Annotated in this window: 23 protein-coding genes, 2 pseudogenes and 4 other annotated features; of the genes and pseudogenes, 19 read left to right on the forward strand and 6 right to left on the reverse strand. The window is 34.9% G+C overall.

Features of this window, described 5'->3' with window-relative positions:
* Window positions 1-150: 150 nt before the first annotated feature.
* A complete protein-coding gene (locus tag JFU54_RS16710; protein ID WP_201065483.1) occupies window positions 151-1,197 on the forward strand; it encodes a DUF2332 domain-containing protein in 1,047 nt (348 codons plus the stop codon).
* Window positions 1,198-1,308: 111 nt separating this feature from the next.
* On the forward strand, window positions 1,309-1,845 hold the full coding sequence (locus JFU54_RS16715) for a DinB family protein (protein ID WP_016101170.1): 537 nt from the start codon (window positions 1,309-1,311) through the stop codon (window positions 1,843-1,845).
* 262 nt (window positions 1,846-2,107) lie between these two features.
* Here JFU54_RS16715 and JFU54_RS30375 read toward each other — a convergent pair.
* Window positions 2,108-2,182, reverse strand: a pseudogene (locus JFU54_RS30375) (hypothetical protein); the annotation flags it as partial.
* Between the two features lie 34 nt (window positions 2,183-2,216).
* Window positions 2,217-2,699, reverse strand: coding sequence for a hypothetical protein (locus JFU54_RS16725; protein WP_201065485.1), 483 nt, complete (start codon window positions 2,697-2,699; stop codon window positions 2,217-2,219).
* A gap of 130 nt (window positions 2,700-2,829) precedes the next feature.
* On the opposite strand from JFU54_RS16725, the pseudogene JFU54_RS16730 reads away from it, so the two are divergent.
* Window positions 2,830-2,969: pseudogene (locus tag JFU54_RS16730) on the forward strand (sigma-70 family RNA polymerase sigma factor); the annotation flags it as partial.
* 90 nt (window positions 2,970-3,059) lie between these two features.
* Window positions 3,060-3,605 (forward strand): NADPH-dependent FMN reductase, encoded by a 546-nt coding sequence (locus JFU54_RS16735; protein ID WP_201065487.1) that lies wholly within the window; start codon window positions 3,060-3,062, stop codon window positions 3,603-3,605.
* Window positions 3,606-3,704: 99 nt separating this feature from the next.
* Here the strand turns inward: JFU54_RS16735 and JFU54_RS16740 are convergent, their stop codons facing one another.
* On the reverse strand, window positions 3,705-4,190 hold the full coding sequence (locus tag JFU54_RS16740) for a GNAT family N-acetyltransferase (protein ID WP_201065491.1): 486 nt from the start codon (window positions 4,188-4,190) through the stop codon (window positions 3,705-3,707).
* Window positions 4,191-4,242: 52 nt separating this feature from the next.
* Window positions 4,243-4,623, reverse strand: a complete 381-nt coding sequence (locus JFU54_RS16745) for a VOC family protein (RefSeq protein ID WP_201065503.1) — start codon at window positions 4,621-4,623, stop codon at window positions 4,243-4,245.
* Window positions 4,624-4,884: 261 nt separating this feature from the next.
* On the opposite strand from JFU54_RS16745, the gene JFU54_RS16750 reads away from it, so the two are divergent.
* The 3 genes from JFU54_RS16750 (at window position 4,885) to JFU54_RS16760 (ending at window position 8,317) form a co-directional block, all read left to right on the forward strand.
* Window positions 4,885-5,376, forward strand: a complete 492-nt coding sequence (locus tag JFU54_RS16750) for a nitroreductase (RefSeq protein ID WP_201065506.1) — start codon at window positions 4,885-4,887, stop codon at window positions 5,374-5,376.
* 216 nt (window positions 5,377-5,592) lie between these two features.
* Window positions 5,593-7,143: a cell wall-binding protein EntB gene (gene entB, locus JFU54_RS16755; protein WP_242489433.1), complete on the forward strand. Its 1,551-nt coding sequence runs from the start codon at window positions 5,593-5,595 to the stop codon at window positions 7,141-7,143.
* A gap of 499 nt (window positions 7,144-7,642) precedes the next feature.
* On the forward strand, window positions 7,643-8,317 hold the full coding sequence (locus tag JFU54_RS16760; protein ID WP_201065512.1) for a hypothetical protein: 675 nt from the start codon (window positions 7,643-7,645) through the stop codon (window positions 8,315-8,317).
* 29 nt (window positions 8,318-8,346) lie between these two features.
* Here JFU54_RS16760 and JFU54_RS16765 read toward each other — a convergent pair whose 3' ends face one another.
* Complete coding sequence (locus JFU54_RS16765) at window positions 8,347-8,850, reverse strand: kinase (protein ID WP_002084887.1); 504 nt, start codon at window positions 8,848-8,850, stop codon at window positions 8,347-8,349.
* 234 nt (window positions 8,851-9,084) lie between these two features.
* Window positions 9,085-9,315, forward strand: a binding site (T-box leader).
* 106 nt (window positions 9,316-9,421) lie between these two features.
* Between JFU54_RS16765 and serS the strand changes: the two genes are divergently transcribed.
* The 3 genes from serS (at window position 9,422) to JFU54_RS16780 (ending at window position 11,864) form a co-directional block, all read left to right on the forward strand.
* Complete coding sequence (gene serS / locus JFU54_RS16770) at window positions 9,422-10,696, forward strand: serine--tRNA ligase (protein WP_063218475.1); 1,275 nt, start codon at window positions 9,422-9,424, stop codon at window positions 10,694-10,696.
* Between the two features lie 61 nt (window positions 10,697-10,757).
* The gene (locus tag JFU54_RS16775; protein WP_063218474.1) at window positions 10,758-11,297 is read left to right on the forward strand and encodes a GNAT family N-acetyltransferase; all 540 of its coding nucleotides are present in this window, start codon (window positions 10,758-10,760) and stop codon (window positions 11,295-11,297) included.
* A 42-nt stretch (window positions 11,298-11,339) separates the two neighbouring features.
* Window positions 11,340-11,864, forward strand: coding sequence for a cysteine hydrolase family protein (locus JFU54_RS16780; RefSeq protein ID WP_002032801.1), 525 nt, complete (start codon window positions 11,340-11,342; stop codon window positions 11,862-11,864).
* Window positions 11,865-12,109: 245 nt separating this feature from the next.
* Here JFU54_RS16780 and JFU54_RS16785 read toward each other — a convergent pair whose 3' ends face one another.
* Window positions 12,110-12,547: a YndM family protein gene (locus tag JFU54_RS16785; RefSeq protein WP_002032800.1), complete on the reverse strand. Its 438-nt coding sequence runs from the start codon at window positions 12,545-12,547 to the stop codon at window positions 12,110-12,112.
* 150 nt (window positions 12,548-12,697) lie between these two features.
* On the opposite strand from JFU54_RS16785, the gene JFU54_RS16790 reads away from it, so the two are divergent.
* The 9 genes from JFU54_RS16790 (at window position 12,698) to JFU54_RS16830 (ending at window position 25,810) form a co-directional block, all read left to right on the forward strand.
* Window positions 12,698-16,210, forward strand: a complete 3,513-nt coding sequence (locus JFU54_RS16790) for a DUF4020 domain-containing protein (RefSeq protein WP_201065516.1) — start codon at window positions 12,698-12,700, stop codon at window positions 16,208-16,210.
* 108 nt (window positions 16,211-16,318) lie between these two features.
* Window positions 16,319-16,555: a binding site (T-box leader), on the forward strand.
* Window positions 16,556-16,609: 54 nt separating this feature from the next.
* Window positions 16,610-16,846: a binding site (T-box leader), on the forward strand.
* Window positions 16,847-17,040: 194 nt separating this feature from the next.
* Window positions 17,041-18,117, forward strand: a complete 1,077-nt coding sequence (locus JFU54_RS16795; protein ID WP_002013433.1) for a bifunctional 3-deoxy-7-phosphoheptulonate synthase/chorismate mutase — start codon at window positions 17,041-17,043, stop codon at window positions 18,115-18,117.
* 9 nt (window positions 18,118-18,126) lie between these two features.
* Window positions 18,127-18,346: a binding site (T-box leader), on the forward strand.
* Between the two features lie 53 nt (window positions 18,347-18,399).
* Entirely contained in the window at window positions 18,400-19,572 is a 1,173-nt protein-coding gene (gene aroC, locus JFU54_RS16800) for a chorismate synthase (protein ID WP_201065518.1), read from the forward strand.
* 18 nt (window positions 19,573-19,590) lie between these two features.
* Window positions 19,591-20,691, forward strand: a complete 1,101-nt coding sequence (gene hisC / locus JFU54_RS16805; RefSeq protein WP_201065522.1) for a histidinol-phosphate transaminase — start codon at window positions 19,591-19,593, stop codon at window positions 20,689-20,691.
* Entirely contained in the window at window positions 20,684-21,784 is a 1,101-nt protein-coding gene (gene tyrA / locus JFU54_RS16810; RefSeq protein WP_201065524.1) for a prephenate dehydrogenase, read from the forward strand. Before hisC ends, tyrA begins: the two co-directional genes overlap by 8 nt.
* A 16-nt stretch (window positions 21,785-21,800) precedes the next feature.
* Complete coding sequence (gene aroA, locus JFU54_RS16815; protein ID WP_201065526.1) at window positions 21,801-23,090, forward strand: 3-phosphoshikimate 1-carboxyvinyltransferase; 1,290 nt, start codon at window positions 21,801-21,803, stop codon at window positions 23,088-23,090.
* A gap of 17 nt (window positions 23,091-23,107) precedes the next feature.
* The gene (locus JFU54_RS16820; RefSeq protein ID WP_016101187.1) at window positions 23,108-23,614 is read left to right on the forward strand and encodes a SpoIIAA family protein; all 507 of its coding nucleotides are present in this window, start codon (window positions 23,108-23,110) and stop codon (window positions 23,612-23,614) included.
* A gap of 289 nt (window positions 23,615-23,903) precedes the next feature.
* On the forward strand, window positions 23,904-25,067 hold the full coding sequence (locus tag JFU54_RS16825; RefSeq protein WP_063218669.1) for a GNAT family N-acetyltransferase: 1,164 nt from the start codon (window positions 23,904-23,906) through the stop codon (window positions 25,065-25,067).
* Between the two features lie 176 nt (window positions 25,068-25,243).
* On the forward strand, window positions 25,244-25,810 hold the full coding sequence (locus JFU54_RS16830; RefSeq protein WP_002013443.1) for a TetR/AcrR family transcriptional regulator: 567 nt from the start codon (window positions 25,244-25,246) through the stop codon (window positions 25,808-25,810).
* Window positions 25,811-26,059 lie beyond the last annotated feature (249 nt).

Genomic DNA, 26,059 nt, shown 5'->3' on the forward strand with positions numbered 1-26,059 from the left:
GTTTGATGTTATGTCAAAAAAACTTCTATTTTTATGTTTTATCTTTGGAAACTAGTAAAATTCTATTTTCGTGACATCTAATTTGAAAAAATAGAGTAAATAACAAATAAATGATAAGATTATTCTGAAAATAATTAAGGAGGGATACCAATGCTTACAAAAGAACAAGTCGCAAACTTATTTCGAAACTTTTCTGTGAATGAATGTAAAGGATCTAGTGACTTATACGAATATTTATCAATAAAAATTTCTGAAGATGAGGAAGTTCTTACGTTAGCTTCCTACGCACAACCTGGTCAACCAGTCCCAAACTTATTATTAGGTGCAGTCCATTATTTATTGTTAAAAGGAAAAGAGCACAGTTTAAAAAACTATTATCAAAGTTTAGTTGAAAATGCTGATATAAATTTTGAAAATGCCTTTTACCAATTTAAAGATTTTTGCCATGTATATCGAGAAGAAATTATCTCTTTATTACAAACGAAACTTGTTCAAACGAATGAAGTAAGACGATGTGCCTATTTATATCCAAGTTTCTGTTACATATTTAATAAAGTGAACAAACCATTGGCGTTAATAGAAATTGGTACAAGTGCGGGATTACAACTATTTTGGGATCAATATCGTTATTCATATGGAACGGAAGAAATGTATGGAAATAGACAATCAAATGTTCATTTACAATCAGAAATAAAAGGGGAGAAGAAGCCCTCCTTTTTAAAACAAAGTCCACCTGTTATGGAAAGAATCGGACTAGATTTACATGTGAATAATTTAAATGATGAAGAAGATTATTTATGGTTACGCGCGCTTATTTGGCCAGAACATAAAGAAAGACTTGAACTATTCGATCAAGCAGCAACGCTTGTAAAAGAAAAATCAGTACAATTAATTGAAGGGGACGGTGTAGCACTTCTTCCAGCCATTGCGAATCAAATAAGGGAAGATGCTGTAATCTGCATTTTCCATACACACGTCGCAAATCAAATACCTGAAAATGTAAAACATACGCTAGAAAAACAAATTAAAGAAATTGGTGCAAAACGTGATGTATTCCACCTATATAACAACATGTGGGACCGGGACCTTCATATTGATTATTATATTAACGGAAACGAATATTGTGAAACGGTTGGGGAAACGGAAGGGCATGGAAGATGGTTTATTTGGAAGCTGGGGGATAAGCCGCTTTGTTAATGTAATCCTATAGGATGGGGACATTTTGTTTTAAAATTAAATTTTTTTGATTAATATGATAATAATTTATGATAACTTGTATATAAGGATAAAATAAAAAGGATGATAAGCATGCAAAAGAGACCAGAGGCAAATGAATATAACCCGTATTATTCAACGTACATAAACTTAATACCAGATGGAGATATCATACATATTCTAGAGCAACAAATGAAGGAAACGAATCTTTTGTTGAAGGATATTTCTGATAGTGAGGGACATTTTAGATATGCTCCTAATAAATGGAGTATCAAAGAAGTAATCGGTCATATTGCGGATACTGAACGTATTATGGCGTATCGATTGCTTTCCATAGCAAGAGGCGAGACAGCAGAACTTCCTGGATATAACGATGATATGTATGTTCTTAGAGCAGCTTTTGATAAGCAATCTATGCAAGATCTTCTTGAGAATTTAATAGTTGTTCGCCAATCTACTATGCATTTGCTTAAAAGTTTAGATAAAGAAGCTTGGTTACAAAGGGGAATTGCGAACAATTCTGAAGTCACGGTTCTTGCATTAGCAAACATAATTGCTGGTCATGAGCTTCATCATCGTCAACTTGTAAAAGAACGTTATTTGGGTTCTAAGGCATATCCAGCATGTTAAAATATGAAAATAAAAAGAGAATGATTCATAGGGAATTTCTGAATTATTCTCTTTTTATTTTTCTGCGTATCAGTGGAATTATAAATGTTTTTTTACAAGGTCTATTCCTTCTCGTTGATGCTAATAGGGGCACTATACATGCCCATCAAGCTAAGGGTAGGTATTGGGGTTTGTGTAGCAATGGAACCAAATCACGCAATAAGCATTAGCGAACATTAGAAATAGTAAAAATGCCACTTTTTCCTGTTAAAACGAGGTGATTTTAAATTTCAAATTCTTCTTTTACAACAGTCGCTAGTCCATCAATTGATTTACGTAAATCTGTTGCCCCTTGTGCAAGATATACTTTTTATATTGTGATTTCTGACAGCTTATTTATTAGTAAATTCATCGGGAGTCCAAGTAGCGATTTCATTTCCAGGTGCAGCAACTACAAGCCAATCCTCAAATTGGATCCCAGCTTGCCAGCATTCATAGTGATCATGAAAACCATTTACAAACATGATTTGTCCGTTCTCAAATGTTATAAATAAATGCGGAGATTCATTAGCAAGTTGTATGTTTGTAACTTTTTGTCTTCTTACTTCAAAAATTCTCTTATATTCTTCCTCCTCAGTATAATAGTCAAATTCCTCCTCATTAGAAGGGTACTTTTCTGGTGGATTATTAAATAAACACCATTTCGATTCGATGTTGACATATAATTGCCCATCATAGTCAACTGCAGCTTCAAAATTTGTAAAATGAATCTTTATAGTTGCTGGAGAAATACCAAATTGCAATCCATTAACTTGTGCTCCTATGAAGAGATGTTTTAATACATTTTCAGCATAAAGTTTGTCTTCTTTGTTCATTATACGAATCATCCTTTCTGTAAAATATATAATATATCTTTATTGTAATAAAAAAATTTTTATGTAAAATGAACCTTTTGTGAGAAACGGGCGAATATAGTGTGAAAGATCATGAGAGGGTAACGTAATTTTGGATGAAGTAGAATTAAAAGAATGGCTGTATAAAATGGAGTCTGGGGACCAAGAAGCCTTTCGAGTTATTTATAAATTAACAAGTAAAGATATTTATAGACAGTAGTATTTTTATTAGGGAATCAAAAGCAAGATGTCAAAATTGATGAATGTACAGCTTGTTAAATAGTTCAATATTTTTGATTTTTCTCTGACTGCATAAGTATGATGTTTGTAGGAGGGGATCATATGAGTATACACAAAAAAATCATAGCGATTTCAGGAAGTATTAGGGAAGGATCATCCAACACAAACATATTAAAAACTTTAGCAGCATTTATTCCAGAAGGTATAGATTACACTATTTATAATGGGATAGAGGAACTACCTCATTTTAATCCGGATGTAGATCGAGTTGGAGCACCGGTTGTTGTTGAAGAATTTCGAAAGACATTAAGTGAAGCACATGCACTTATTATTTGTACACCAGAGTATGCAAAAAGTATTCCAGGAGTTTTGAAGAATACTTTAGAATGGCTTGTTTCATCAGCGGAACTTTATAAAAAGCCAGTGGCTATTATAACAGCTTCACCATCAATTGCGGGAGGGGATAAAGCCCATGAATCTTTATTACTTACACTAGGTATGCTAGATACAATTGTCGTTCAAAATGGCTCGTTATTAATCCCATCTGTGCGGACTAAATTTAGTGATGATGCAAAAGTAACAGATGAGGATACAAAGAAAGCTCTTATCTCTTTAGTTCAAAGTGTAGTAGACGAGATAAAGAAATAGTGATTTAGTTCGTATTAAGGTGAAAATGGGACTTTTATAATAAAAAAAATAAAGGCAATGCTACGGTTAGTTCAAATGTAGCATTGCTTTTTTATATAGTTAAATATATGTACTCAAAATCTCCCCAGGCAATCCATCAATCTCGCAAACTTTTTCAGATGTAAAACCAACGTTTAGTAAAATCTTCCGAGAGGGGGTATTGCTCGGATCGATAATTGCCTTTAGTACATTTACATCTGTCTGCTTCGCTATTTCAATTAATTCTCTTGCAATATAACTACCATATCTTTTTCCCCAGTGCTCTGGCAAAATCATATACCCAATTTCAGCTTCTTTTACATTATCCTCATTTACCGTAACATGTCCAAGGCCGATATATTCATTTGTAATAGAGTCATACACTTTATAGGAGCCGAATAGTTGATGCTTTTCATTGCGTTTTAACAATTTTTTAAAGTCATTTTGCGCCTCGTCTAAAGGAATAGCGCGCTCAGTAATTTGCGCCATCACTTCTTTATTTGATACGAGTTGGAAATATAAATTGAAGTCTGTCGCTTCAAATTTATTAAAATATAGATTTTGCATAGTATTCCTCCAAACTAATTTTCATTTGTTCTTCAGAAAAGAAAAAGATAAGTTAAATCGTAATTTCAATTTGATTGCCTTCCGGATCGCTTATTACACTTTCGTAATAGCCATCTCCAGTGAAACGTGGTCCATTTAATAAAGGATAACCAGCTTCTTTTAACGTTTTTGTTAGTTCATTTACACGTTCTTCACTACCAACAGAGAAAGCCATATGTGCATAGCCAGTTATATTTAGGTTAGGCTCGTTTTCTATGCCTTTCTTACGCATAATTTCAAGGCGCGCTCCAGATTCGAACGTAATAAAATAAGATTCAAAGTGTTTCGCTTCATTATGATATAAAGAGTTTGCTTTACCGTTAAAGTACTTTGTATAGAAAGTACGCATTAATTCTAAATCATTTACCCAAATTGCTATATGTTCGATTTTCATTCGTTTCACCAATCCATTCTTTATGTAAATTAAAAAATATGTACTCTGTAATAATTAGCGAAATTCAACAACACTAATTAGATGTTCACTTTATTAAATTTGCATGCATATTGCAAGAAATAAGAATGGACGTTAGGAAAAAGCGGATTGTAATGAAAAGAATTTATTAATGGTATTAGATAATTTTTAAGTCATAACATGCATACAATGTCTAATTAAGTGAATTACGTACGTCAAAATTTCAAATAAGGAGGGACATTTGTGGGGCAATTTGAACAAATGGTGATTGTCGGTATTTCCATGTCTTTTATACTGTCTATTATGATATTTGGGTCTACGTATTATAATCCTCGCCTTTGGTTAAATGATTATCCGAAAGATATTCAAAAAGTAGTTTTGCCAAAATCGATAAATGAAAAAAAGCAAACGTTTTATTTCGGAATTATTTACAATATTATTCTCTTCGGAACGCCTTTAGTTTCTACATATATACTACATCACCATGGGGAATTATTGTATATTGAAGCCTATTTACATACTTTTGGGATTGTAATGATTTTCAATTTAGTAGATTTATTAATAATCGATTGGCTTATATTTTGCTGGATTACTCCGAGGTTTGTTGTTATTCCTAGTACTGAGGGAATGAAAGGATATAAAGACTATAAGTTTCACTTAAGAGGTGCAATAGCTGGAACGTCATTTTTAGCAATTGTAAGTTTATTTTTGGCAGGAATTGCGACAACTATCTAGTGTGAAGTAGAAGGTCATGAAGAGTTTATAGAAGATAAGTAGATTTATAATGTATAGAATTAGAAATGAAAATTTGATAATATTGGAGTAGGAAGTTTTAAAAACAGTATATTAAGTGGTATTAATATACTGTTACAAATGTTTTGATACTCTGTGGAATTTCCTAATTTTATGGAAGGATTTCATAGAATTCAAAAAAATGTAATGGAGGCTATTATGAAAAAAATAATTGGCGCAGCAACAGCAACAGTTCTTGGATTGGGGGCTTTTACCACATCTGCTATCGCAGAAACTATCGTAACAGCGGATGTACTCAACGTACGTGAAAAGCCAACTACGGAATCAAAAGTTGTCGAAAAAGTAAAAGAAGGACAAAAGTTAAAGGTCATACATACTGAAGAAGGATGGTCAAAAATTGATTTAAATGGTAAAGAATTGTTTGTAAGTTCGGAGTATACAAAAGATATTTATCATGTAACAGCAAACCTATTAAATGTACGTACTGAAGCAAACACAGAATCAGAAATTCTTGGCAGACTGAAACAAGATGATGTAATTGAATCAACACATCAAGTAAAAGATGGATGGCTGCAATTTGAGTATAAAGGAAAAACAGCTTATGCAAATGTTTCTTTCCTATCAAGTACAGCACCAATTGAAAAGAAAGCTGAAGAGAAAACGAAGCGAGTAGCGAAAGTACAAAAAGCAGTTAAAGCAAAGGAAGAAGTAAAAACGCAGAAAGAAGCAAAAGTACAAGAAATAGCAAAAGAAACAACAAAAGAGCAGAAAGAAACGAAAGCAGAAGAAATAGTAAAGCCTAAAGAAGAAGCGAAAGTAACAGAGAGAGTAAAAGTTAAGGAAGAAACGAAAGCAGAAGAAATAGTAAAGCCTAAAGAAGAAGCGAAAGTAACAGAGAGAGTAAAAGTTAAGGAAGAAACGAAAGCAGAAGAAATAGTAAAGCCTAAAGAAGAAGCAAAAGTAACAGAGAGAGTAAAAGTTAAGGAAGAAACGAAAGCAGAAGAAATAGTAAAGCCTAAAGAAGAAGCAAAAGTAAAAGAAATAGAAAAAGAAGAAGCGAAAGCGCAAGAAATAGCAAAGGCTAAGGAAGAAGCAAAAGCACAAGAAATAGCAAAAGCTAAGGAAGAAGCAAAAGCACAAGAAATAGCAAAGGCTAAGGAAGAAGCAAAAGCACAAGAAATAGCAAAAGCTAAGGAAGAAGCAAAAGCGCAAGAAATAGCAAAAGCTAAGGAAGAAGCAAAAGCACGAGAAATGGAAAAAGAAAAGGAAGAAGCAAAAGCTAAGGAAGAAGCAAAAGCACGAGAAATAGAAAAAGCAAAAGCGCAGGAAATAGCAAAGGCTAAGAAAGAAGCGCAAGCACGAGAAATAGAAAAAGCGAAAGAAGAAGCGAAAGCAAAAGAAGCAACAAAGACACAAGAAGTATCTAAAAATAACAAACAGTCTGCTAAACGTGAATTAACGGTAGTAGCGACAGCGTATACTGCTGATCCAAGTGAAAATGGTACATATGGTGGACGCGTTTTAACTGCGATGGGTCATGATTTAACGGCAAATCCTAATATGAGAATTATCGCAGTAGATCCGAAGGTAATACCATTAGGATCTAAAGTATGGGTAGAAGGTTATGGAGAAGCTATTGCTGGTGATACTGGTAGTGCTATTAAAGGAAATCGTATTGATGTTTTAATGGGTTCAAAAAGTAAAGCTATGAACTGGGGAAGACAAACTGTTAAAGTGAAAATTTTATAATAATGGTTATCCAAATAGAAGTCAGCTCTCTTTATTGAGACTGGCTTTTATTTTTCACCTTAATGTTATTAATTAGAAAAATTTGAAGGATATGTAAATGATAAAACCTTAATTTTGCTGCTGAGTACCGTGAGCAGTAAAAGTAACCCTATTGAATTATATAATCCTTATTTGTATTTCTGACAACCATATTGTTCTTCTATCACTATTAAAATACAATTAGATAAATAGGAGAAAAATATTCATAAAATAGTAATTGTTTTATTTAGTCTTATACTAGGGTTTATAACGTTCCAAATCCCTATAGTGTCAGAATGGATACAGAACTCAGTCTTCTTGTAAATTGTTATTATTTTATTATCGTATTCATACCAAAAAGATAACGTTGATAAGAATGAGAAAAATGATGATTAGCAACAATAAAAAATGTTTTATGTACTGAAAGTTATTAAAAGATTTGTATCGAGGATTACCTTTATAAGTGAGAAGAGGATAGAATATGACAATGGAATTATATGGCGAACATTGGGATGGAATAAAAGGATATAGAGTAATGGAAGGGAAAGATTCATATAATCATTATTTCGGTGGTCAAGATTGTGAATTACCATTGTGTAAGTTATGCGGTGAGAAAATGCATCAAATTTTTTGTTTTGATTTGAAAGATGGGAAACTTGCTGAACTTAAAAATGCTGAATTGATTGTATTACCATTCATCTCTTGCTTGAATTGTTCGATGGTGTGGGAGCCACAATATTTTCAGTTAAGTAATGGTGGTAAAACGGTACAAATAATAAAACAAGACAATACGGAAGATTGGATAATGGAAGATGAGGATAAGCTACCGGTCAATCTACCAAAAACTAATGTAAAGCTAACGAATATGAAAAATGAAGATATACCTACTGATGAAGATAGTTACTGGGAAGCTTTTGACTTATTCGGTTCGGAATATGTATGTAGATTGTTAGGAGCGCCTCTATACGATGATGTTCCAGAAGATTTAGGATGTCCAACTTGTTCGAAAGAGATGAAATATGTTGCTACAATTACACAAGATCTTGAAGAACGGGAACTTATTTCAGTAGTTGATTTTCTGTTCGGTGAGATGAATATATATTATTACTTATGTAAAGATTGTTCCGTTATGAAAACTGAAATACAAGGAACATAATAAAATAAGACTGACAAAAAGAGTCAGTCTTATTTTTGTATCGTAACATCAGTAATAATCGCATGGAATATATCTCTTTGCGTGAAATCATCTGTAAAAACAGTCTCTCTATTAACCTCAATTGTATCGTGTGGGTTATACCATTTACTTAATAAATCTTCTCCAAATTCAAGTCTTTTTTCTCTCGTATTATGCCGTCTAATTGTTTCTTCAAGTGATAAATCAAAATAATATGTATAAGCGTTTCCTTTAAAATAATGTATTAATTCTTTTAACATATCACCGTATCTACGACTGTTTAGTATACCTTCTAAAATAACAAATTCACATTTTCCTTTTCCATACTTCGTAATTTCAAATAGTAAATCATGAGATAAGTTACCCATTGTGTCGTGCACTTTTAACATATCTCTACGTACGACATCCTGAGAGACTAGTAGTGTCCCTTGGCCAAAATGCTCTTGCAGTTCTTTTGCGATTGTTGTTTTGCCACTTGCGGAGTTTCCTCGAAGAATAATTAATGTTGACTTCAAATTCTCATCTCCAAATTGTTTTAGTTTTTTGCTTTGTTACATTGAAAATTGTTTTAGTAAGCGCTTCTCGCCAGTTTATAGAAGTTATTGCTTTCAAAGTGATATGGGACATTGTAAATAACCTCCAGTTTATTTGTGGTTTGATTATAGGAACACTTTATTTTAAAGATACAATATTTTCTTGAAAAATAAACAGAATTATTGTAAAGTAATGATAATTAAAATTTATATTGTTTAAAAGCTATGAAAGGAAATAGTAACAAGTATCTTTTCTTTTAGAGAGTCGGTGGGTGGTGTAAACCGATAGAAAGCGCTTGTGAATCCCTCCTTGAGCGAAATGTGGAACCCTTCAATGTGAAGTTAGTAATCGTTTCCGGTTAAAAACCGTTAATTTTTTAAGTGGAAAGCTTTTATATTCTATGCTTTCAACTAGGGTGGCAACGCGGGTTAACTCTCGTCCCTTTTATAGGGACGGGAGTTTTTTGTGTTTTTTTAGTAAAATTCCCTATCTTAAGAGCTTAATGTGAACGAAGAAGATGACATTAGTCACTTATTAAAGGAGAGATAAGACATGTTAGATGTAAAAGTATTACGTGCTAATTTTGAAGAAGTAAAGAAAAAATTGATTAATCGCGGTGGAGAGTTTCTTGAATTGGATACATTTGAAGAATTAGATCAGAATCGTCGTGAACTGTTAGTAGAAGTAGAAGAATTAAAAAGTAAACGTAATGGAGTATCTGAGCGTATTGCGAAGTTAAAGCGTGAAAAACAAGATGCAAATGAACTTATTAGTGAAATGCGTGAAGTAGGAGAAAGTATTAAAACGTTAGATGATGAGTTACGTAATGTAGAAGAGAAATTGAATTCTATATTATTGGCATTACCAAATATACCTAATGAAACAGTGCCTATTGGAGCATCAGAAGACGATAATGTTGAATTACGTAAGTGGGGAGAAATAAACGAATTTTCATTTGAAGCAAAACCACATTGGGAAGTTGCTGAAAAATTAGGGTTACTAGATTTTGAACGAGCAGCAAAAGTAACAGGAAGCCGCTTCGTATATTACAATGGCTTGGGAGCACGTTTAGAGCGAGCAGTAGCTAACTTTATGCTAGATTTACATGTTGAAGAACATGGATATACGGAAGTAATTCCACCGTTTATCGTAAATAGCGATAGTTTAATAGGAACCGGACAATTCCCAAAATTTAAAGAAGATGTATTTACATTAAAAGACACAGATTACTCTTTAATTCCAACGGCGGAAGTACCATTAGCGAACTATTATCGTGACGAAATATTAAATGGTGCAGAATTACCTATTAATTTTACTGCTCATACGCCATGTTTCCGTTCTGAAGCTGGTAGTGCAGGACGTGACACGAGAGGGCTTATTCGCCAGCACCAATTTAGCAAAGTTGAAATGGTTAAGTATACCAAGCCAGAAGAATCATACGATGAGTTAGAAAAATTAACTGCGAATGCCGAAAAAGTACTACAATTATTACGATTACCTTATCGAGTTATCGTATTATGTACAGCTGATATAGCATTTCCAGCTGCGAAAACATATGACATTGAAGTTTGGTTACCAAGTTATGGGGGATATCGTGAAATATCTTCTTGCTCAAACTGTGAAGATTTCCAAGCGCGTCGTGCAAGCATACGTTTCCGTCGTACACCAGGTGCAAAACCAGAATTTGTGCACACATTAAATGGTTCTGGGTTAGCTATAGGGCGTACAGTAGCAGCTATTTTAGAGAACTACCAACAAGAAGACGGCTCAGTTATAATCCCAGAAGTATTGCGTCCATACATGGGAGGAGTAGGGGTTATTAAATAAGAATGATGTTGATTTGAAATAAAGTTTAACAGTTTATAAAATGCTAATAAAGAGGTGCTACATGTTATTTCAAAAAGAAAATTTATTAGTTAGATACGTAATAAAAAACGATGCACCTATCATTTCAAAATGGCTAACAGACCCAGAAGTCCTGCAGTATTACGAAGGACGAGATAATCCGCAATCTGTAGAAAAGGTGCTTGATCATTTTATACATCATCCAAACGGTCATGAAAAAAGATGCTTAGTAGAATTTGATGAAATGCCGATTGGTTACATTCAAATGTATCCCGTTGATTTTGAATGGAAAGCGTTATATGGATATGAAGAATCACAAAATGTATGGGGAATGGACCAATTTATCGGTGAACCAATCTATTGGGGAAAGGGAATTGGAACAAAACTCGTTCAAGCAGCAATTACATACATTATGAAAGAAGTGGGTGCAGAAGCAATTGCAATGGACCCTAAAGTAAATAACGAACGTGCGATAAGCTGTTATGAAAAATGCGGATTTAAAAAGGTGAAGATATTAAAGAAACATGAACTGCATGAGGGGAAATTAGAAGATTGTTGGATGGTAGAATATAAACAATTATAATAAATATGCAGGGGCTTATAAAAATAAAGGGAGCTGTGTGAAATGAAAAAGGCATTACTAGTTATTGATGTGCAAGCGGGTATGTATACAGCAGGAATCCCAGTACATAATGGGGAAAAGTTTTTAGAAACGTTGCAAGAGCTCATTGGGGAATGTCGTTCAAATGGTATTCCGGTTATTTATGTCCAACATAATGGACCTAAGGATCATCCATTAGAAAAAGGGACAGATGGTTGGAAAGTACATGCGGCGATTGCACCGCGAGAAGGGGAGCTTGTCGTTGAAAAGACGACTCCAGACTCATTCCATAAGACAAACTTAAACGAAGTGTTACAAGGAAAAGGGATTGAGCATGTTATTATTTCAGGAATGCAAACAGAGTACTGTGTTGATACGACAACGCGAAGAGCGTTTAGTGAAGGGTATAAAGTAACATTAGTAAGTGATGCACATAGCACATTTGACACAGATGTATTACGCGCTGAAGATATTGTAAAACATCATAATGTTGTATTTGGATCATTTGCAGATGTTATTACGTTAAAAGATTTAAAAGTAAAAGCGTAATTACAGAAGTTGCTGTCTCTTAATGGGGCAGCTTTTTTATTTGAAGATAGGCTATCAAACGTTGTCGATAAATCGATATTTCTTGTCGAACCGTTGATATAATTAGAGTTACGATGGATATATTTCCAAAATCGTTGATATAATTTCATTCACCGTATTGATAGTACAAAAAACAAAAAGGAGCGCCACATCGTCAAAAATTCGACTGATGAGACAGCTACTTTTTTGCATCAGTAATTATGGCTTTATTTCTTCTTATCTTTATCCAACACATTCTGTTCTTCAGCAAACTCCGTGCCATATGCAAACCGGCGATTAATTCGAATGTTATCATTGCTGTGCCTTGTGTGGGAATTAGAAAAGCGATGGACGATTACTTCTGATAATGTAAAGACGATGGCAGAAAGGATACTGCCCCATGCAATTTGCATGTAGTTGTCTAATAAAATATTACCGAAAATCCAAACACTTAAATACGTAAGTAAGAAATCCGTCATAATGGCAGCGGAATTGCCAATTCGATTTAAAATAATTTTATCAACAAACATATAAGAAACGATTGTGACGAAGAGACTAAAAGAAATGATTTGGACGAGCGTTGCTGGGAAAAATAGAGCTAGTCCGATACTAAAAGCGATGATGCATGATATAAATTTGATAAGTATTACAGTAATATCACTCAATATTTACACCTCCCATTTATACATAGTTTTACAATAAATTCAGGAGTTCATACATTGGAACGGTTTAATTTATATAAAACTTTATCATGCTGAAATTTTATCTAAATATTAAAAAAATAATTAAAAAATGTTATAGTGAAATGAGAGCGTATGACATTTTTAGGTAAGGGGGAATCCGGGATGTGGATAACTTCAGAAGTAGAAATTCCAGATGAGTTAATCGATCACCTTGAACAAGGTAAGTTAGTATTATTCGTTGGAGCAGGAGTTTCTATGAAGGGGAAATCAAACTTACCGAATTTCGATGATTTAGTTGATGAAATTTCGAAAGCTTTATATGTCGAAAGGCGTGAGATGACAGAACCCCACGATTATTATCTCGGTAAAATTGCGAAAACGAAAGATGTGCATCAAGTTGCAAGAGACCTTGTTAATATAGAAAAATCAAAACCAAATCCATTACACTATGCGATTCCAAGGCTGTTTCCGTTAGATACGGATGTTCGAATTGTAACGACAAACTTTGATCAACATTTTACGTCTGTAATTACAGAAATGAATAGAGAGCTGAATATTTATTATGCACCTGCTTTACCGACAGGGAGAGCGTTTAAAGGGTTGGCTTACATACATGGGAATGTAGAACAAGAGAAAGAAGCTTTAATTTTAACGGATGGTGATTTTGGAAGGGCTTACTTAACAGAAGGATGGGCGAGACGATTTTTAGTTGATTTATTCTCAAATTACACTGTTTTATTCGTTGGGTATAGTCATAATGATCCTGTAATGAAATATTTAGCAACAGGCTTACCACCGAGTACAAGGCGTTATGCTTTCGTCGCACAAGGTGATAATACATATCATTGGGAGCATTTAGGGATAAGACCGATTGTGTATCCGAATAAAGCAAATAATCATCAGGCGCTTGTGAAAGCGGTGAAGCGGTGGGCGGAATTAATGGGGGATAATTATATTACGAAAAGAATGCGTATTCGTGATATTGTAACCGTTCCTCCATCAGTAGAGCAGGAGCAATTATCCTATATAAAACAGTCAATAAAAAAAATTGAAACCGTTCGGTACTTCGTTGAATTTGCTCGTGATTATGAATGGGTGGAATGGCTTGAAGCAGAAGGGAAACTAAGAAATTTATTTCTGCTTACAGCAAATTATGATGAAGTAGATGAATTGCTTGCGGAATGGTTAGTGGAGCAATTTCTATTTAGTCATCAAAAAGAACTATTTCAATTGATTTTTAAAAATCATTCTAAAATATCCCCGTTATGGTGGCGAACAATTTGTACTTACTTAAACGAAACGAAAGAAACGATGGACCCTTTGTTGTTTGCAAGATGGACATTGCTTTTATTAGAAACAGCAGAGAAAGATAGTAGCTCTATTGAAATAATCACATATTTATTGCAAAAATGTTCTTTCCCTGAGCATAAAGAAATTGGCTTGTTGCTATTAACGTTTATTTTAGATGGGAAACTTAAATTGAAGCGTGTAAGAAGATGGGGAAATGATACGCAAGAGTCGATTGAACTCGAGGAATCGAGTCGTATACCGATGCCTATTTTTTCTCATGTGGAGCGAATTTGGAAAGAGAAAATGAGACCACATATCGCTTACTACGCAAATCCGATTATGGTTACGGGGTTAGAAAAGATACAACTATTGTCATTAAGACAAAATGCACTGAAAAGAAGAGATAGAGAAATTTCAGAGCAGGAGTTACAGCAAAATGATTTTACATTTTTAATTCAAATTGTAAAAGAGTGTCTTACATATTTATGTGAAAACAATGAGAAAAAAGCAAATCATTATATTACAGAAATGATAGAAACTGATAGTGTACTTCAAAAGCGAATTGCAATTGAAGCAATGATTAATAATGTATTCGTTACAGCGGATGACAAACTGAAGTGGTTGTTACATGTAGATGTTCTGTTAGATTTCACATGTAAACATGAAGTGTTTCAACTTTTAAAGAATTATTACGCAGATGCTTTAGAGGAAACGAAAGAAGAAGTAATTCAACATGTATTAGAGTATCTTGCAGAAGAGAGGGCGTTTGATGCTTGTCTTGTATTAGACTTACTATTCACGTGTGATTCGAATAGTAAGTGTACGGCGGAAGGATACGAGCTAATGAAACAGAAACACCCCCATTTTTCTTCAGATCTATACAGTGTTCCAAAGAAAGAGGCAAATGAACAACGTATTACATGCAATGTAACAGCTGATGGATTACTGCAGCTGAAAGACGATGAAATAATGGAGCAAGTTCGGCAATTTTCAAGAGACGGTGTTTTTGAACAACGCCATTTTTCAGAGATGTTATCAAAAGCGTGTAAATTGAATGTAGAGTGGAGTATTTCGTTTGCTTATCAACTAGTAGGCGTGCACGAAATTAGTAATGAAGTATGGTTTGTGTGTATTAGAGAATGGCGAAATAATAGGAATTTGGCGAATGAACAAATTCAAAAAATCATTCCGTTATTGCAGAAATTTATTAGAAATACTGCTTTTCATTGGTTAATTAGTAGTTTTCTATATGAAATTAGTAATCGATTAGAAGAGTTAGATGAAAATAGTATAAGGATTGTAAAACGCTTTGCTTTTTCTGTACTTCCACAAGTTATGAGAGGGGAATCGGATTTTAAGATTGGAAAACAAGAGTTTTACAATGAATCTATACAGCATCCTGTTGGGAAGATGACCGCTGTATTACTAAAACTGCTAGCATATGATCATTTATACGATCGCAACGTGTATGAATATTTATTTTTATTTGAGGAGCAGGTAAGGGTTACTTCGGAAAGAACGAATTTTATGTTTGCGCGTTTAACAGCAGATATTACGTTTTTATACCATATTGAGAAGCAATGGTGTCGGAAAAATGTATTACCTTACTTAGATTTAAAGAAAGAAAGTGAGCTTACGAAATATGCGTGGGCGGGATTATGTTATACGCAAATTAATCTACCTTTGTTTACAGAAATAAGACGATATATTAAGTATGCAGTAGAACATTTAGATGCACTACATCCATATACGAGAGAAGCATTTTTAAAATGGCTTAGCTTTGTATTTATTAAATGCGTATTATATTGGGAGCAAAAAACAGATTGGTTATATCCACTTTTGATGCAAGAAAACGAAGAGAATAAAATTAAATTTATGCAGTATTTATGCTACTACGTAAAAACGTTAAGTGGTAAGGAACAACAAAAATTTTGGACAGCGTGGCTTAGTGTGTTTTTAAGAGAACGTCCGAAAATGGGCGTAATAACAACGAGAGAATATATGATGCTTTTACGTATTGTTTTATGCATGGATGAGGTTTTAGAAAAAGGATTAAATATTATTTCGAGTAAATTTCAAGGTGTGGAAGGACAATCTAATCAAGAAGAAATGAAACAGTTGTTTATAGAGATACTTGAAAAGAAAGAGCGTATGAAAGCGTATAAAGAATTGTATGCAAATGTGTTTTTTACTTTACTGCAGACGTGTCAAGAAGCCGATTTACTTGAAAGTGTGATCATACAAATAAAAGAACTATTAACCAGGTATGAAGTAGAAAGACATGTATTAAATTTAATAGAAAATGAAATAATTCGCATCGGAATCGTAACGGAGAATTTACAAGAGGAATCATAGGGCGGAAGTGGAATTTTTAAAAAATATATAAAAAGTTATTGACAGTGTTTTGAAAAGCGTTCTATAATACGAATCATACTTATTCAATTTCAAAAACATTTGAATAAACAAAGTGCAATGAAGAGATCACAGTAGTGGTTAGTCTTACTGTAACAGAGAGCTGGTGGTTGGTGTGAACCAGTACAGGGATAATCATGAATTACAGTCTTGGAGCATCTTTTTCGTAGTAAAGATACTATTGTCTTTATGAAGGAAAAGCGGTCAATTGATCGTTAACAGTGAAGAGAGGTAGACGGAAAGTTAGTCTACAACTAGGGTGGTACCGCGATAAATATCGTCCCTACTGATTTATTCAGTAGGGACTTTTTGTATTTTAGTGGTCCAACTTGAAAATAAAATAGTCACGCGTTGAAAGGAAAAGAAGTAGTTGTTGTTTCCCTGTAACAGAGAGCTGGTGGTTGGTGCGAACCAGTACAAAAACAAGAGCGAATTACAGTCCTGGAGCATCTTTTTCGTAGTAAAGATAGTTATTGTCTTTATGAAGGGAAAGACGGTCAGATGATCGTTAACAATGAAGAGAGGTAGGCGAAATAAGTCTACAACTAGGGTGGTACCGCGATAAATATCGTCCCTACTGATTGAATCAGTAGGGCTTTTTTGTACAAAAAAGTGGCTTATTAACTAGTAGTTAGTGTCTTTATGGTAATTATTAGTTTAAAATAAGAAGAGGTATCGATTCCACTTTAAATTTGTATAATTAACCAGTTCAGAAAATAGAGAATTTTTTATTCTCTTACTATACTTTTAAAACATTAGAGGAGGATTTCCAAATGGCAAATCACGAATTAGATCAATTACGTAAACAGGTAGATGAAATTAACTTACAATTATTACACCTATTAAACAAACGCGGTGAAATCGTTCAAAAGATTGGGGAGCAAAAACAAGTACAAGGTACGAAACGCTTTGATCCAGTACGTGAGCGTGAAGTACTTGATATGCTTGCAGAGCATAACGAAGGACCATTCGAAACGTCAACGATTCAACATATTTTCAAAACGATTTTCAAAGCAAGCTTAGAATTACAAGAAGATGATAACCGTAAAGCATTACTAGTTTCACGTAAAAAGAAAAAAGAAAATACAATTGTTAATGTTAAAGGTGAATTGATTGGAAACGGAACACAAACGTTCATCATGGGACCTTGTGCGGTAGAAAGTTTAGAGCAAGTTCGCCAAGTAGGGCAAGCTATGAAAGACCAAGGCTTAAAATTAATGCGCGGTGGTGCTTTCAAACCGAGAACATCTCCATACGATTTCCAAGGTTTAGGAGTAGAAGGTTTACAAATTTTACGCCAAGTAGCAGATGAGTTCGACTTAGCGATTATTAGTGAAATTTTAAATCCGAACGATGTTGAAATGGCGCTAGAATACGTTGATGTAATTCAAGTTGGAGCACGTAACATGCAAAACTTCGATTTACTACGAGCTGTAGGTAAAGTTAATAAGCCAGTATTATTAAAACGTGGTTTAGCAGCAACGATTGATGAGTTCATTAATGCAGCGGAATACATCATTGCACAAGGAAACGACCAAATTATTTTATGTGAGCGTGGTATTCGCACATACGAAAGAGCGACACGTAACACATTAGATATTTCAGCAGTACCGATTTTAAAGAAAGAAACACATTTACCAGTTATCGTTGACGTAACACATTCAACAGGACGTAGAGATCTATTATTACCAACAGCGAAAGCAGCACTTGCTATTGGAGCAGATGCAGTAATGGCTGAAGTTCATCCAGACCCAGCAGTTGCGTTATCAGATTCTGCGCAACAAATGGATATTCCAGAATTCCATAGATTCATGGATGAGTTAAAAGGTTTCAAAAATAAATTATCTTAATTCCATATCATAAATGCGCTGAAGAGGAAACAGTAGTGCTTATCTCATTGTTAAAGAGAGCTGATGGCCGGTGTGAATCAGTACAAAGGTAAGCATGAATTACAGCCTTGGAGCATCTTTCCCGCCAACTTTTGGAGAGAAAGACGGTCAAACGATCGTTAAAGAAGAAGAGAGGTAGACGAAAGAAGTCTACAACTAGGGTGGTACCGCGATAAACATCGTCCCTACTGAGCGCTCAGTAGGGACTTTTTTGTACAAAAAAATAGTAAAGGGGCAAGAGAAATGAGATACATTACAGCTGGAGAATCACATGGGCCGCAGTTAACAGTTATTTTAGAAGGTGTACCAGCAGGTTTAACATTAACAGCGGAACATATTAATAAAGAATTATTAAGAAGACAAAAAGGGCACGGACGCGGAAGACGCATGCAAATTGAAACTGATACAGTTGAAATTGTAAGTGGTGTTCGTCATGGGATGACACTTGGCTCGCCGATCACGTTAATTGTAAAAAATGATGATTTCAAACATTGGACGAAAGTAATGGGTGCAGAGCCAATTTCGGAAAAAGAAAGTAAAGATATGAAACGCACAATTACAAAACCACGTCCAGGACATGCGGATTTAAACGGGGCAATTAAATACGGCCATCGTGATATAAGAAACGTATTAGAGCGCTCTTCTGCAAGAGAAACGACAGTTCGTGTTGCTGCTGGTGCAGTTGCGAAACAAATTTTGAAAGAATTAGGCGTGGAAATTGCAGGGCATGTTCTTGAAATTGGTGGGGTACAAGCGAAGCGTATTTCAAACTTACCAATTGAAGAAATTCAAACGATAACTGAAAATTCACCAGTTCGATGTTTAGATAAAGAAGTAGAACAAGAGATGATGAATGTGATTGATGATGCGAAAAGTAGCGGAGATTCTATAGGCGGTATTGTCGAAGTCATTGCAGAAGGAATGCCAATTGGAGTTGGTAGCTACGTTCATTACGACCGCAAATTAGATGCAAAACTTGCCGGTGCTATTATGAGCGTGAATGCGTTTAAAGGTGCTGAAATCGGAATTGGTTTTGAAGCGGCAAGACAGCCGGGAAGTAAAGTGCACGATGAAATTTTATGGGATGAAGAAAAAGGATACACGAGAAATACGAATAATGCCGGCGGTTTAGAAGGCGGTATGACAACAGGTATGCCAATTGTCGTAAGAGGCGTAATGAAGCCAATTCCTACATTATATAAACCGTTAGCAAGCGTAGATATTGATACGAAAGAAGCGTTCCAAGCGAGTATTGAGAGATCTGATAGCTGTGCAGTACCAGCAGCAGGTGTTGTAGCTGAAGCTGTCGTTGCATGGGAACTTGCCGGTGCACTAGTCGAGCAATTCGGAAAAGATCGCATGGAATTACTAAAACAAAATATTTCGCAACATAACAAATACGCAAAAGAATTTTAATGAAAAGGTGGATTTAACATGCGAGTAAAAGATCAACTATCATCATTACAACCGTATAAACCAGGTAAATCACCAGAGCAAATGAAAGAAGTATACGGGAATCATTCATTTGTTAAGTTAGCATCAAATGAAAATCCATTTGGCTGTTCACCTCTTGTTTTAGGAGAATTACAAAAATCGTCGCAGGAACATGCTTTATATCCTGACGGAGGTGCTGAAGTACTCCGTCAAACAATTGCAGAGAAATTACAAGTGCAAATGGAACAAGTGCTTTGTGGTAGTGGACTTGATGAAGTCATTCAAATTATAAGTCGTGCAGTGCTCTGTAAAGGAGATAATATCGTAACTGCCGGCGCGACATTCCCTCAGTACCGTCATCATGCAATTATTGAAGGCTGTGAAGTGAAAGAAATTGCTTTAAAGAACGGTGTATATGATCTAGATGAAATTTCTTCAGCAGTTGATGAACATACAAAAATCGTATGGATTTGTAATCCGAACAATCCGACAGGCACATATGTGAATGAGCGAAAATTGACTCAATTCATTGAAAGCATTAGTGAAAATACGTTAATTGTCATTGATGAAGCGTACTATGAATACGTAACAGCAAAAGATTTCCCTGAGACATTACCGCTTCTAGAAAAACATAACAACATTCTTGTACTTAGAACGTTTTCTAAAGCGTACGGATTAGCTTCTTTCCGCGTTGGTTATGCGATTGGACAGGAAGAGTTAATCGAGAAATTAAATGTCGTACGTTTGCCATTTAACGTATCTTCATTAGCGCAAAAAGCAGCGACGATTGCTTTTAACGATGAAGCATTTATTGAAGAAATTGTACGTGTTAATACAGAGGGATTACAACAATACGAGAGTTTTTGTACGGAAAGTGAAATTCCATTTTATCCGTCGCAAACAAACTTCATCTTCTTACCAGTAGATAATGGGGGAGAGATTTATGAAGCTTGTGCACACGCAGGATTTATTATTCGTCCGTTCCCAAATGGTGTCCGTATTACAATCGGAACTAGGGAACAAAATGAAGGAGTGATTTCAGTGTTAAAACAACACTTTGAAAATAAAAAAGGTAAGTCTCGAGATGAGGCAAATGTGTAAAAAGGTAGTATTAATCGGTACTGGATTAATAGGAGGCTCTCTTGCATTAGCGATTAAAAAAGAGCACGATGTAACGATTATCGGTTATGACATATTTAAAGAGCAAGTAGAGCGCGCAAAAGAATTACATGTAGTTGATGAAGTAGCAGTAGATTTACAGCGTGCATGTGAGGAGGCAAATTTAATTGTATTTGCCTCTCCAGTTGAAGAAACGAAAAAGTTGTTACACAAACTTGCATCATTTCATTTACGAGAAGATGTCATTGTTACCGATGTAGGAAGTACGAAAGGGACAATCATGAATGAAGCGGAAGCTTTATTACCAAAGAAAGTTTCATTTATCGGCGGTCATCCGATGGCAGGTTCTCACAAAACAGGAGTTGAAAGTGCAAAGGCACACCTTTTTGAAAACGCATTTTACATTTTAACGCCAATGAATCACGTGCAGGCGGATCAAGTAGACGAGCTAAAAGAATGGTTAAAAGGAACAGGCTCTCATTTTCTTGTATTAAATACAAAAGAACATGACTATATAACAGGAATAGTTAGTCATTTTCCGCACCTAATTGCAGCAGGATTAGTAAAACAAGTTGAGAAACATGCTGGTGATAATCCGCTTATTCATCAACTAGCGGCAGGCGGATTTAAAGATATAACACGTATTGCATCAAGTAGTCCGAAAATGTGGAGTGATATCGTAAAGCAAAATCGCGGGCATTTATTGGAACTATTAGAAGAATGGATTTCAGAAATGGAAGAGCTATATAAGACGGTTTCTAAAGGAGATGCAGGAGAAATACAAAGTTATTTTGCAGATGCGAAAGAATATCGTGACTCTTTACCAGTTCGAAAAAGAGGAGCGATTCCTGCCTATCACGACTTATACGTCGACGTTTTAGATAAAGTAGGGGCATTAGCCCATATCACAAGCATTCTAGCAGAAGAAGAAATTAGTATTACGAACTTGCAAATATTAGAAGCGCGAGAAGGATTGCTCGGAGTTTTACGAATTAGTTTCCAAAGAGAAGAGGATCGAACGCAGGCAAAAATTGCGCTCGGAAAAGAAGAATACCAAACGTATGAAACAATTTAATGAGGAGGGTGACAACGTGAAAGAAAAAACAGTACAAACTGTAAATAACGGATTGAATGGCACAATTACAATCCCTGGAGATAAATCAATTTCCCATCGCGCTGTCATGTTTGGCGCAATCGCGGAAGGTAAAACAACAATTAAAGGATTTCTTCCTGGTGCGGATTGTTTAAGTACTATTTCTTGTTTTAAAGAAATGGGAGTAGAGATTACACAAAATAGAGACGAAGTTACGGTAATTGGAACAGGATTAGAAGGTTTACAAGAGCCAAAAGCTGTATTAGATGTTGGTAATTCTGGTACAACGATTCGATTAATGTCAGGAATACTTGCAAACACACCATTCTTTTCTTGCGTGCAAGGTGATGCTTCAATTGCGAAGAGACCGATGCAACGTGTAACAAATCCACTAAAGCAAATGGGTGCAAAAATTGATGGCCGAAAAGAAGGAACGTTTACGCCGCTCACAATACGAGGCGGGAATTTAAAGGCGATTGAATATACTTCACCGGTAGCAAGTGCGCAAGTGAAATCAGCTATTTTACTTGCAGGCCTTCGCGCAGAAGGTGTAACAACTGTTACAGAACCTCATATTTCCCGCGATCATACAGAAAGAATGCTTGAGGCGTTTGGCGTTACAGTAACTCGCGTGGGGAAAACAGTGAAACTAGCAGGAGGACAGAAGTTAACCGCAACAGATGTTCAAGTGCCAGGTGATGTATCATCAGCGGCATTTTTCTTAGTAGCAGGTGCAATTATTCCAAATAGTAAACTAATATTACAAAATGTGGGAATGAATCCAACACGTACAGGTATTATAGATGTTTTAGAGAAAATGGGTGCTACATTTACTGTAGAGTCAATTAACGAAGGGGCATCTGAACCAGCTGCAAACATTACAATCGAAACATCGTCGCTGAAAGGAATCGAAATCGGTGGAGATATCATTCCACGACTGATTGATGAAATCCCAATTATCGCTTTAGCGGCAACACAAGCAGATGGAATTACAGTCATTAAAGATGCACACGAGCTAAAAGTGAAAGAAACGAATCGTATCGATACAGTCGTTGCTGAACTAACGAAACTAGGAGCTCGTATTGAAGCGACCGACGACGGAATGATTATTTACGGTAAATGTAAGCTAAAAGGAACTACAGTACATAGTCACGGTGATCACCGCATTGGAATGATGCTTGCGATTGCCGGCTGTATAGCTGAAGGAGAAACAACGATTGAAGATGCAGAAGCAGTAGGTGTATCGTATCCTACATTTTTTGAAGAACTGCAAACGTTAGCTAAATAAAGTGATGAGAAGCAGATATGCAATGTATCTGCTTTTTTATGTTGGCTTTTTTCGTAAATAATGTTGCTTTATTGCGTAAGAATTTTATCCTTATTGATTTTATGAGATTTTTACGCATAATTGTAACTAAGGGAGATGGTTCCAAGTTGAGTAAACAGAATATCAGCACAACAGTTTCAGGGGATTTAATTGTTACCCATCTAATTGGCAAGATTAATACAGCTGATGTTTATGAATGGTTTAATGGCTTCGAGCAGGTTTGTCAGCAATTCATTTCCGAGGGTCGGAAATACAAATTGTTGGTGGATAGAAAAGGATACACGCCAGATCATTTTTCTGTTCAAAAAGCATGGAAAGATAAGTTCTTCAATGAAACCATTTTGAATCACAGTAAGGCAATTGCGTTTCTCCTTGAAGAAGGGGAGATAATGAATTATTTACAACAATCCAATACAAAAGAATCCGTAAAATTTTTCGATGATTATGAACAAGCATTAATTTGGTTGAATGAATATCCAATATAAAACCTTTATTGAACCAGTTTCTCTCAATCAACTGGTTTTTTTATGCCCGTAATGTTGCCGTTGTCATAAGTTTCATCACTTTCAATGGTACCTCTTAGCTTCGCAAACCCAAGAGAACGCAAGGCTTTTAATATTCTTATGCCGCCAATAGAAAGCAGTTGAAAAGAGCCTTTATGTTAGATTGTTCCTAAATCGATATCTTTTGTTGAAACATCCTCGTAATTTCACTTACCGAACTATAATAGTTTGAATTATGATATAATTCAAACGAGGAATGGAGGAGAAATATATGAACGTTATACAATTAAAAGAAGATAAGTTTAGAGAAGCATTACGTTTATCAGAATATGCTTTTCAATATAAAGCAAATGAAGAATGGATAGAGCAGAAAATTGCAAGAATGAAGGAAAGCCATCAAATATACGGTATTATGGAAGGAGAAGAGTTAGCTGCAAAGTTGCACTTAATTCCTTTTCATATTTACATAGGAAAAGAAAAGTTTAAAATGGGCGGCGTTGCGGGGGTAGCGACGTATCCGGAATATAGAAGAAGTGGATATGTAAAAGAGTTACTTCAGCATTCACTGCAAACTATGAAAAGAGATGGATATAGTGTATCGATGTTACATCCATTTGCCGTTTCATTTTATCGTAAATACGGCTGGGAACTTTGTGCGAATCGAATCGTATGTCAGATGACAAAGAGCGATTTAATAATTAAAAAACAAGTGAATGGTACAGTGAAACGTTTTAGTAAAGATAATCATCCAGAAGAAGTAGAGAATCTATATGAAACATTTGCAGAACGATTTTCTGGTATGTTAGTTCGCGGACGTAAATGGTGGCTACAAGCGGTGTATCATGATTTAACATTGGCAGTTTACTACGATGAAAATAAAACGGCGGCTGGTTACATTTTATACAAAATAGAGAATTCTAAAATGAAAGTAGAAGAATTTGTCCCATTACATAATGAAGCAAGAATTGGTCTTTGGAACTTCATCTGCCAACATGATTCTATGATTAAAGATCTAGAAATGATACTAAGTGAGACAGAACCACTTCTTTACACATTACAAGAACCACGAGTAAAAGCAGAAGTAACTCCATATTTCATGGGAAGAATTGTAGATGTAGAACAGTTTTTCAAACAATATGAATGGAACTGGAACAACGAAGAGCAAGAAGTAATTTTACATATTACAGATTCATTTGCACCGTGGAATAACGTAACGGTTCAACTTAAAAATAATGAAATAACAATCGTTAAAGAAGAAACAGCAAAAGAAAATGGAATTCAAATCGATATTAATGCGTTATCTACTATTATGTTTGGTTACAAGCGACCGCTAGAATTAAATGAAATAGACTTAATAAGCGGTAGCCAAGAGGAGATACGTGCATTTGAGAATGTAGTGCCGGTGCGTAAGCCGTTTATTTATGATTTCTTTTAATTTTGTAAAGCTTTGTGCGGCATACTAATGTTTAAATGGCAATGTACTATAATTAGTCATAGTACATTGCTGCTTTTAATGAAGCATTATGAATGTTAACCACTTGACTTTTAATCCATGTAATTTATAATTATAAACGGAATGAATTTTCATTCCTGAAAATTGAGGTGAGAAAAATGGCTAAAAATAAGCAAGAGGATATTTTTGATGCTGCTATAAAACTTTTCGCAGAGCGTGGTTACGATGGTACGACAATTCCGATGATCGCTGAAAAAGCAAATGTCGGCGCTGGTACTATTTATCGCTATTTTGAAAATAAAGAGGCACTCGTTAACTCATTATTTTCAAAAAGCATGCTACAGCTATCTGAAACAATAAAAACTGATTTTCCTGTTGAAGCAAATATTCGAGAACAGTTTAGTCATACGTATAACCGTTTATTTGAATTTGCGAGAAACAATGTGGATGCTTTTCTTTTTACAAATTCGCACTGTGATAGTTATTTTCTTGATGAACAGAGTAAGAAAATATTTGACGATTTTATAGGCTTCTTTATGAATATTATTGAAGATGGAATCGAAAAAGGTTTTCTTCGTCCATTGCCTATAATTGCTTTAATTATTATTGTATATCAACCGCTTGAAAAATTAATAAAAGTAATGGCGACAGGGCAGTTAGAATACTCAAAAGAATTAGTAAAAGAATTGGAAGAAAGCTCTTGGAATGCTATTAGAATCATTTGATTCTATAGCTTTATAAGGACAGGAATGAACATTCATTCCTAAATAAATATAAAAAACGATTACAGGAGATGATATATCTGTACAATTAACGGAATGAATATTCATTCCGCAGGGAGTGATTTAATAGAATTGAAAAATAATTTAATAGGATAATAGGAATGAACGTTCATTCCGAAATGATATTTTCAAAAACAGGGAATGAATATTCATTCTCTATGCACCATGAAACTCTAATAACAGGAGATGATT

The organism is Bacillus sp. TH19 (genome assembly GCF_016651075.1).
In the GTDB taxonomy this organism is placed as follows: Bacteria; Bacillota; Bacilli; order Bacillales; family Bacillaceae_G; genus Bacillus_A; species Bacillus_A mycoides.